The organism is Dietzia sp. DQ12-76 (assembly GCF_014145045.1).
Classification (GTDB): domain Bacteria; phylum Actinomycetota; class Actinomycetes; order Mycobacteriales; family Mycobacteriaceae; genus Dietzia.
On sequence record NZ_JAALDV010000060.1, the window covers coordinates 1 to 8,531 of the forward strand.

At 70.0% G+C, this 8,531-nt stretch carries 11 protein-coding genes; 4 read left to right on the forward strand and 7 right to left on the reverse strand.

Annotated elements, in window-relative coordinates:
* The 3 genes from G6019_RS03035 to G6019_RS03045 all read right to left on the reverse strand — a co-directional run.
* Window positions 1-731 (reverse strand): alpha/beta fold hydrolase (locus G6019_RS03035; protein WP_182627018.1); only part of this gene is annotated, 731 nt, incomplete at its 3' end.
* Between the two features lie 65 nt (window positions 732-796).
* On the reverse strand, window positions 797-1,645 hold the full coding sequence (locus G6019_RS03040; protein ID WP_107757838.1) for an MBL fold metallo-hydrolase: 849 nt from the start codon (window positions 1,643-1,645) through the stop codon (window positions 797-799).
* On the reverse strand, window positions 1,642-1,824 hold the full coding sequence (locus G6019_RS03045) for a tetratricopeptide repeat protein (RefSeq protein ID WP_107757837.1): 183 nt from the start codon (window positions 1,822-1,824) through the stop codon (window positions 1,642-1,644). Before G6019_RS03045 ends, G6019_RS03040 begins: the two co-directional genes overlap by 4 nt.
* Window positions 1,825-1,911: 87 nt before the next feature.
* Between G6019_RS03045 and G6019_RS03050 the strand changes: the two genes are divergently transcribed.
* The gene (locus G6019_RS03050; protein WP_241725849.1) at window positions 1,912-2,529 is read left to right on the forward strand and encodes a GyrI-like domain-containing protein; all 618 of its coding nucleotides are present in this window, start codon (window positions 1,912-1,914) and stop codon (window positions 2,527-2,529) included.
* A gap of 66 nt (window positions 2,530-2,595) precedes the next feature.
* On the opposite strand, the gene G6019_RS03055 is transcribed toward G6019_RS03050, so the two are convergent.
* On the reverse strand, window positions 2,596-4,029 hold the full coding sequence (locus tag G6019_RS03055; RefSeq protein ID WP_182612770.1) for a sugar porter family MFS transporter: 1,434 nt from the start codon (window positions 4,027-4,029) through the stop codon (window positions 2,596-2,598).
* 176 nt (window positions 4,030-4,205) lie between these two features.
* On the opposite strand from G6019_RS03055, the gene G6019_RS03060 reads away from it, so the two are divergent.
* Window positions 4,206-4,580, forward strand: a complete 375-nt coding sequence (locus G6019_RS03060) for an SgcJ/EcaC family oxidoreductase (protein WP_107758298.1) — start codon at window positions 4,206-4,208, stop codon at window positions 4,578-4,580.
* A gap of 228 nt (window positions 4,581-4,808) precedes the next feature.
* A complete protein-coding gene (locus G6019_RS03065) occupies window positions 4,809-5,090 on the forward strand; it encodes an Lrp/AsnC family transcriptional regulator (RefSeq protein ID WP_017835202.1) in 282 nt (93 codons plus the stop codon).
* A 79-nt stretch (window positions 5,091-5,169) separates the two neighbouring features.
* Here the strand turns inward: G6019_RS03065 and G6019_RS03070 are convergent, their stop codons facing one another.
* The 3 genes from G6019_RS03070 to G6019_RS03080 form a co-directional block, all read right to left on the reverse strand.
* Window positions 5,170-6,243: a 2-dehydropantoate 2-reductase gene (locus tag G6019_RS03070; protein ID WP_107757835.1), complete on the reverse strand. Its 1,074-nt coding sequence runs from the start codon at window positions 6,241-6,243 to the stop codon at window positions 5,170-5,172.
* A gap of 72 nt (window positions 6,244-6,315) precedes the next feature.
* Window positions 6,316-6,990, reverse strand: a complete 675-nt coding sequence (locus G6019_RS03075; protein ID WP_107757834.1) for an SDR family oxidoreductase — start codon at window positions 6,988-6,990, stop codon at window positions 6,316-6,318.
* 65 nt (window positions 6,991-7,055) lie between these two features.
* A complete protein-coding gene (locus G6019_RS03080; RefSeq protein ID WP_194861281.1) occupies window positions 7,056-7,484 on the reverse strand; it encodes a MarR family transcriptional regulator in 429 nt (142 codons plus the stop codon).
* 224 nt (window positions 7,485-7,708) lie between these two features.
* On the opposite strand from G6019_RS03080, the gene G6019_RS03085 reads away from it, so the two are divergent.
* A complete protein-coding gene (locus G6019_RS03085) occupies window positions 7,709-8,521 on the forward strand; it encodes an alpha/beta fold hydrolase (protein ID WP_107757832.1) in 813 nt (270 codons plus the stop codon).
* Window positions 8,522-8,531 lie beyond the last annotated feature (10 nt).

Here is an 8,531-nt window from a genome sequence, read left to right on the forward strand (position 1 = left end):
CGTCCGTGCAGGTAGAGCATCGGGACCGTGGTCGGGCGCAGCATCGCTCGCTGGGCGGCGGCCTGCTGGGTGGGCACCGTCCACGGACGGGCCGCGTGGCGGTAGTAGCGGAGGACCTCGGTGCGCCGGGTCTCGATCGCCGACCACGCCGCGTCGAGGTGGGGGCCGGCCTCGAGACCGGGCGACCACCGGCGCCACAGGAGGGGGACCACGGTGGGCAGTGACCGTTCCGCGAGCACCGGCAGCTGCTGGAACGCGATGTACCAGCTCATCCTCGCCTGCCTGAGCAACCTGGAGACGGAGGCGAGGGTGCCACCGTCCCGCGACATGAACGCGGCCGGCGGGGGTACGGCCATGGTCACGATGCGGCGGTAGGGCTGGTCCACGAGCCCGGCGACGGCGTGAGCGGCGAGCGCGCCCCAGTCGTGACCGACGAGGACCGCCCGGTCGTCACCACCGAGCAACGCGTGCAGCTCGATCGCGTCGTGCGCCAGACTGCCGATGTGGTAAGACCCGTCGGTGGGCACGCCGGAGGGCGCGTAACCCCTGGTGAACGGGGCGACCACCCGGTAGCCCGCCTCGACGAGACCCGGGGCCACCTCCCGCCACGAATGGGGCGAATCGGGGTACCCGTGCAGCAGCACCGCGAGGGGAGCGTTCTCGGGACCCCAGGACAGTGCGACAAAATCGACGTGGCGACCCGCGAGCCGGATGATTCTGTGCTCCTCCATGGGTGCCCACCTTATGACCCGCCGGGCCTCCCGACGCGGATCCCGGCGTATCCCGCACCGGCCCTTTACGTGAGGTGGTCGTGCTCGCCGTCGACCCACTCGGCGTAGCGCTCGGCCGAGCGCTGTACGGCGTCGTCGGCTTCGTGGGGGACGCAGCCGCCGAAGTTCGCGTAGATCCGGTCGAAGTCGTAGCGCGAGACGTGGTCGGCGATGCGCCGGACCACCGCCCCGGACAGGGGCATCCAATTGGGGAACGAGCGCATGAACGTGACCCAGCGGGGGTCGGCGACGGTGCCGATGGTGTCGCCGGTGAACAGCACCCCCCGGCCGTCGCGCGCCGTCCAGTGGACCACCGCGCTGCCCGGGAAGTGGCCGCCGGGTTGCGAGGCGCGGACACCGGGCAGGATCTCGATCTCGTCGCCCTCGTGGCCGCCGCCCCAGACCACGGTGTTCCGGGGCCGCAGACCCAGCCAGTGTTCGTCCGGGGCGGAGACGTAGACGGGGGCGTCGTCGAACGCCGCGGACCACAGGGACTGGACCCCGTACATGTGCGGGTGGGAGGCGATGATGGCGGAGACCCCACCCCACCCGCGTACCGCGGCGACAGCCTCCTCGGTGATGTGGTTCGGTGCCTCCACCATCACGTTCCCGTGGTCCGTGCGGATGAGCGCCGGCTTCTGCCCGATACCGGGACAGTCCCGGTGGACCAGATTGATCACATCCGGCTCGCGCTCGGTGAACTCGATCCGCGCGCCACGCGCCGTGGACTCCCCGGGGTGGGTCCAGCGTTGGCCGCCGGCCGGGACGTACTGCCGATCATCGGCACAGATCGGACACACCGCAGGCAGGGGTTCGGCGCGCTCGGCCCCGCAGGTGGCGCACTGGGTGACGGACCCCACCGCGAGGGGCGTCATGAGATGTCGCCCTCCGTGGCCACGGAATGCCATTCCTCGCCGACCAGCACCTCGAGGTCGCCGTTGACCGGACGGGCGTCGGGCTGGAGCGTCACGGCGTGCTCGAGCGCCTCCTGGGCGTTGTCGAACTCGCCCAGATCGAGGGTGCGGTCCGGAGTGCGGAGGCGGAATGTCGACATGCCTCCCAGTGTCCCCGCAGGGCCGCGACGGTGCATCCGGCGTGCCCCCGACGGAAACCCGTCCCTGGCTCCGGGGGCAGGAGCACAATGTGCAGCAACACCGACGCCAGAGGAGGACTCATGATGTCGTCGTCCCCGATCCCGCCTCGCGACCAGCCGCACGATCCGCCCCGCAGCTACCCCGACCTCGGTCCGGAACCCGTGGACGGCGTCCGCCTGATCAGCGCGCCCGCGGTCCCCACGGCGGTGGTCCGGGCGACGGCCGTGCCCATGGCCACCATCGCTCAGTTCTTCGACACGGCGTTCCCCGCGCTGTTCGCCGCGGACGTGAGGCCGGCTGGCGCGGCGTTCGCCCTGTACACGAGGATTGCCGAGGAGCCGGAACCCCACGCCGATCTGGAGGTCGGGTTCCCGCTGGCCGAACCGCTGCCCGAACAGCACGCCGGCGAGCCGGAGGAGGGTGCGATGCGCGTCGTGGCATCCGAACTCCCGGCCGGCGAGGTCGCCGCGACGAGTCACCTCGGCTCCTACGACGGGCTGGGTGAGGCGTGGCAGGAATTCATGGGTGAGATCGGCTCCCTGGGGCGGGCCCCGGCGACACCTTTCTGGGAGTCGTACGTCACCGAGCCCTCGCCGGACATCGATCCCGCGACTCTGCGCACCGACCTGTTCTGCCCGGTCCGGACGCCCGACGACGCGGCCTGACACCCCCGGTTGCCCGCCAGGACCGGGTCATCCGACCCGCCCGTTCGGAGGCGGGGACAGGCCCGGTTACTCCATGTCCTCGAGCGAGCGGCCGGTGGTCTCGGGGATGAACCTGGCCACGAACAGCAACGACAGCAGCGCAGACACCGCGTAGAAGCCGTAGGTGAACGTGAGGCTGAACTCGGCCATCGGCGGGAACGCCGTGGAGACCGCGAAGTTCGCCAACCATTGGGCGGCGGCGGCCAGACCGAGCGCCGCCGTGCGGATGCGGTTGTTGAACATCTCGCCGAGCAGCACCCACACCGCCGGGCCCCACGACATACCGAAGAACACGACGAAGCCGTTGGCGGCGATCAGCGCGACGAGCCCCTGGGTGTCGCCGAGTTGGGGTGCGAGTTCGCCGTCGGCCCCCGGGCCCATCGTGGCGGTGCTGAACATCGCGGCCATCACCGCGAGCGAGACGGTCATGCCCACCGATCCCGTCATGAGCAGCTTGCGACGGCCGATCTTGTCGATCAGCGCGATGGCCACGATCGTCACCACGATGTTGGTGACCGAGGTGATCACGGTCTGGGTGAGCGCGTCCGCCTCGGTGAAGCCGACCGACTGCCACAGAGAGGTGGAGTAGTAGAAGATCACGTTGATGCCGACGGCCTGCTGGAAGACCGACAGGATGACGCCGATCCACACGATCGGCAGGAGGTTCCGGCCACCCGGGGTGAGCATGTCCTGCCAGGACCGCTTCCTCTCCTGGCGAACCGTTGCGCGGATCTCTGTGATCCGGTTGTCGACGCCGCTCGACTGGATGGTGCGCAGCACGTCTCTCGCCTCGCTGACCAGCCCCTTGGCCAGCAGATAGCGGGGGGACTCGGGGATCATGAGTGCCAGCACCCCGTAGGTGACGGCGGGCACCAGCTCGGTGAGGAACATCCAGCGCCAGGCCTGGATACCCATCCAGAGCTCCTCGATCGCGCCGCCGGCCACGGACGCCAGCCAGGCGTCGGAGAGCAGGGCCACGAAGATGCCGGAGACGATCGCGAGCTGTTGGAGGGAACCGAGGCGACCGCGGATCGAGGGCGGGGCCACCTCCGCGATGTAGGCCGGAGCGATGACCGAGGCGGCGCCGACGCCCAGCCCGCCGACCACGCGCCAGATGATGAGATCCCACGGGCCGAATGCGAGCCCGGACCCGAGTGCGCTCGCGGTGAACAACGCCGACGCCAGGACCATGACGCGGGTACGTCCCCAGCGGTCGGCGAGGCGGCCCGCGAGGTACGCACCGGCGATGCATCCGAGCAGCGCCGAGGAGACCACGAACCCGGTGAGCCCGGCATTCATCCCGAACGACTCCTGGACGGCGTCCACCGCCCCGTTGATGACCGCGGTGTCGAATCCGAACAGGAACCCGCCGAGCGCTGCGACCAGGGAGATGATCACCACCCGCCCGGTGTGGAAGGACTCCTCGTCCGAGCTCTTGGCCGAGACGTTCGGTGTGGACATGGCGTACCCCGTTCCCGGGCCGGATGGACGTCCTGCTCTCTGGTGAACGGAGCGTAGGCCCGCGGTGGGTGTGGCGCAAGTCACATTATTTTCATTCGCTGCCCCGTACCGATCCTCGTGACGAGAACACGTTCTAGGCTCGAGTGGACCCGACGTCTCACCGAAAGGCCACCGCCGTGAGTGCTTCCCCTGAGCAGATTCGTGCCACCGCAGACTCCTACATCGCCGCGCTGGTCGCGGGCGACCTCGAGGCTGTTCTCGACCTCTACGCGGAGAACGCCACGGTCGAGGACCCGGTCGGCAACGGCACGGTGCACGAGGGCAAGGCGGCCATCCGCGAGTTCTACTCGTCCGTGGTGGCCCTGAAGATCGAGGGCGAGGTGCTCGAGGCGCGGGTGTGCGGGGACGACCTGCTGTTCAACTTCGAGATCACCACGCACTTCGACGAGAACTCCAGCGCCACGATCAACGTCTGGGACCTGATGACCCACGACGAGCAGGGCAAGGTCGCCTCGATGCGCGCCTACTGGACCCCGGAGAACATGCGCTGAGTCGAGGCGGGCTCGGGTCCGGGCCGGCCGGCTTGGACTGTGCGTCCCGGCAGCGCGGGCTGGCTGGCGCGCGTCGCCTGCTCGATCCGGCGAGTCCTGTGACGTATCGCCCGAGAGCGGGTCGCCGAGAACGCGACGGGGATTCACAGAACGCGCCCGATCAGCCCATGGCACAGGACGCGAGACGCTGGCCGCGGGGCGGCGTCAGCTGGACTAGCCTTGGTTGACATGATCACCGCCATCGTCTTCGTCCACGCCGAGACGGCGCGCATCCCCGAGGTCGCCGAAGAGATCGCCGAGATCGACGGCGTCTCCGAGGTGTACTCGGTCACGGGCACCATCGACCTCATCGTGCTGGTGCGGGCCCGCCGTAACGAGGACGTGGCCGACATCGTCTCCGACCGCCTCAACAAGGTCCCCGGTGTGGTGGACACCGAGACGCACATCGCCTTCCGCGCGCTGTCCAAGCACGACCTCGAGGCGGCATTCTCCCTGGGGTACGACGAGTAGCCCTCTGTCGTCCGACCGTCTGCCGTCTCGCCACCTGTCATCCGAATACATGCGGCGGTCGACAGGTGGGTCGGTTCGACTATCTGAACTGCATCCGCGCAAGCCGTCGTGCCCGTCGCCGCGCCCGCTGCAACTCCGCGAGCAGCGCCGCGCCCGTCCACCGGAGTCGGTCGGGTCCTGCCCGCTCGGCCTCGTGAACCAACTCGACCATGTGAGCGCACGCGGGCGTCGCGACCCCGAGCCGCCGGCCCATCCGGACGACCTCTCCCTGGAGGATGTCGATCTCGGTCGGCCGTCCGCGGACCAGGTCATCGTTCATCGACGACGTCCCGTCCGCATCGACCCGCATGATCGTCCTGGCGAGTGTGCGGAACACCGGCGTCGGCAGCCGCATGACGAACGGAAGCATGCCGGCCGGCACGGCGATGGGTACCCGGGGCACCACCCCGGCCGCGGTGAAGACCCGGATCGCCTCACGCTGGCAGAGCGCGACGCATCTGCGCAGGTCACGATCGACGAGTTCGTCCCGCAGAGGAAGTCCGGACAACGCCTGGACCGCGTTGTTGAGATTCAACAGGACCTTGCCGTGGAGCACCGCCTGGATGTCGTCGGTCGCCCGCACCTGGAGTTCGGCCTCCTCCATCACCCGGAGGAGCGGGGCGGCGAGGGGGTGTTCGGCGATCCGGATCTCACCGGTGCTGGTCCGCCGGTAGGTGGCGGGCCCGGTGCGGGCCACGTTGAAGGGGATGACCCCGGCGATCACGGGGTTCGAGCCGACGCCGTCGCGGATGGAATCGGCCGAGTGCAGGCCGTTCTGTAAGCCCACCACCAGGGTTCCGGGACGCAGGAACGGCACGAATTCGGCGGTGGCGGCCGCGGAGGAACCCGCCTTGGTGCACACGAGGACCACGTCAGAGCGGCGGACGGATTCCGGCGTCTCGGCGAGCGTGAGCGCCTCGGACGGCACGTGGATGCGGTCGTCCACGCCTTTCCCGGACTCCACGGTGAGTCCGCTCGCACGGATCGGGTCGAGGACATGAGGACGCCCGACCAGGGTCACGTCCGCGTGGCGCGCGAGTCTGCCGCCCAGGTAACACCCGACGACGCCGGCACCGACGACGGTGATGCGCAAGGGGGTGTCGGAGCCGACCATGGTGCTGGACGATACGACATTCGCGCCGGTCCGGCGAGGGATCGCACGTGGCCCCACCGGGTCGAGGGGATCTCAGTGACGTCGAGGTCGAACCACTATTTCGGTCGGGTGGGCGTCGGGTGTCGAATCGAGCGCGTGACGCACCGCGGTCGCCACGGAGTCCGGTGTGAGGTGGTCCGACGGATCGTACGCCCCGCCCTCGGCGGCGACGATCGCCCTCTGCATGTCCGTGTCCACCCGGCCGGGATGGATCGAGGTGACACGGAGGGCCGGCTCCTCGCCGCGGAGCGTGTCGGTGACGGCACGGAGTGCGAACTTCGAGGCGCTGTAGGAGCCCCAGCCCGGCTTGGCGGTGGTCCCCGCGCCGGAGTTGATGACGACGACGTGGCCGCGGACCGCGCGGAGGACTGGGAGCAACACCCTGGTGAGCTCGACCACGGCGAGGACGTTGATCTCGAACGCGCGACGCCACTGGGCGGCATCGGTCTCGTCGATCCGCCCCAGTTCGGCCACCCCGGCACAGTGGATCACCCCGTCGAGAGTGGCGACGCCGTCCGCCACCGCCGAGACGCCCTCGGGCGTCGTCAGGTCCGCGGTCACCACCCGGGCGGACCGGCAGGTGCGTGCCACGGAAGCCAGGGCGTCGGCGTCGCGGCCCACCAGGATCAGCTCGTGATCGGCGTCGAGCGCCCTGGCCGTGGCCGCGCCGATCCCACGGGAGGCGCCGGTGATCATGACTGTGCCCATGCCCGGTGAGGGTAGACGCCCGACCGGCCCGGTGGGAGATCCCGATGGAGTCGACGACGGGTGGTTCAGTGCACGGTTCCGGTGCTGTCGATGGCGTCGAGCAGCGCGTTGAGGGCGGGAACCGCCGCGGACAGCGACTCCCGGTGTTCCGAGGACAAGAGCGACAGGTGGGCGGCGAAGTCCTGGTCGCGCTCCTCGAGCACCTGGTCGATCCGTGCCCGTCCGAGGTCGGTGAGTTGCACGCAGACGCCACGGCCGTCGGACTCGTCCCGCACGCGCTCCACGTAGCCCATACCCTCCACCACGTTCACCGAATTACTGGTGGTGGGGACCCTGACGTTCTCCAACCGGGCGAGGTCGCTCATCCGCAACCGTCCGTGGCTGGCGAGCGTGTAGAGGATGGAGGTCTGTGCGCGGCTCAGCGCGTACTGGGTGTTCTGCCGCCGTACCAGCAGGTCCAGTCGGAGGAGGATGGGTCGGAACTGCGTCGCCAACCCTGCGGTCGCCGGCCCCCTCGCCGCCGCGGACGGCGTCTGCCCCCTCGCCGCCCCGGACCGCGCCGGCCCCCGCGGCGCCGGATGCCTCGCCGTCACTTCGCCTGCCACAGTGTCCACGTCGTGCCCCCTGACCAGTTGGTCCCCTCGGTCGCATGGGAGATGTAAGCACGATCCCGAGCGGTCGTGGGGCGTCATCTACCGCTGTGAGGGATACTGCCGGCATGGATTTGTATCACCAGGTGACCGGTTCCGGACCGACGATCATCCTCATGCACGGTGTCTGCCACCGTGCGCACGCGTGGGACCCGGTCGTTCCGCTGCTCGCGGACCGGTACCGAGTGGTCGTGGTGGACCTGCCCGGGCACGGGAGGTCAGCGGATCTGCCCGAGGCAGGTGACGCGCTCGAGTACATGATCGACCAACTGACAGAACTCATCGCCCAGCTCGTGCCCGCCGGGGAGCGCCCCCACGTCGCCGGGAACTCGCTCGGCGGATTCATCGCGCTCGAGTTGGGTGCCCGCGGCCTGGTGGACAGTGTCACCGCGCTCTCCCCGGCCGGCTTCTTCCGCTCCGAGGCCGAGTGGCGGTACACGATCACCGTCTTCCGGAGTCTGCGCCGGGGAGCCGCGAAGCTGGGACGGCACATCCCCGTCGTGACCGAGCGGGCCGCGGGCCGTGCGGTGATGATGGCGGCGTTCTGCGCCCGGCCGTGGCGGTATCCGGCGGAGGCGGCGGCGATCGACGGGGAGGCGATCGTCAGCAACACGGTGCTGGACCGCGCGGACCGCGGCACCTTCGTGTTCTCCGCGCCGGTCGACGAGGAGCTTCCGATCACCATCCGGTGGGGCCGGTTCGACCTGGTTCTCCCGGTCCGTCAGGTCTCCCTGGCGTCGAGGCTGTTCCCCCAGGCCAGAGTGGAGATCTCGGCGGACGGACACGTTCCGATGTCGGACGATCCGGAGGGCGTCGCCGCGTCGATCGCCGCGACGGTCGAGCGCGGGCTGGCGCATGCGGGGTCGGCGGGTCGGGTCTGACCGGTCGGCC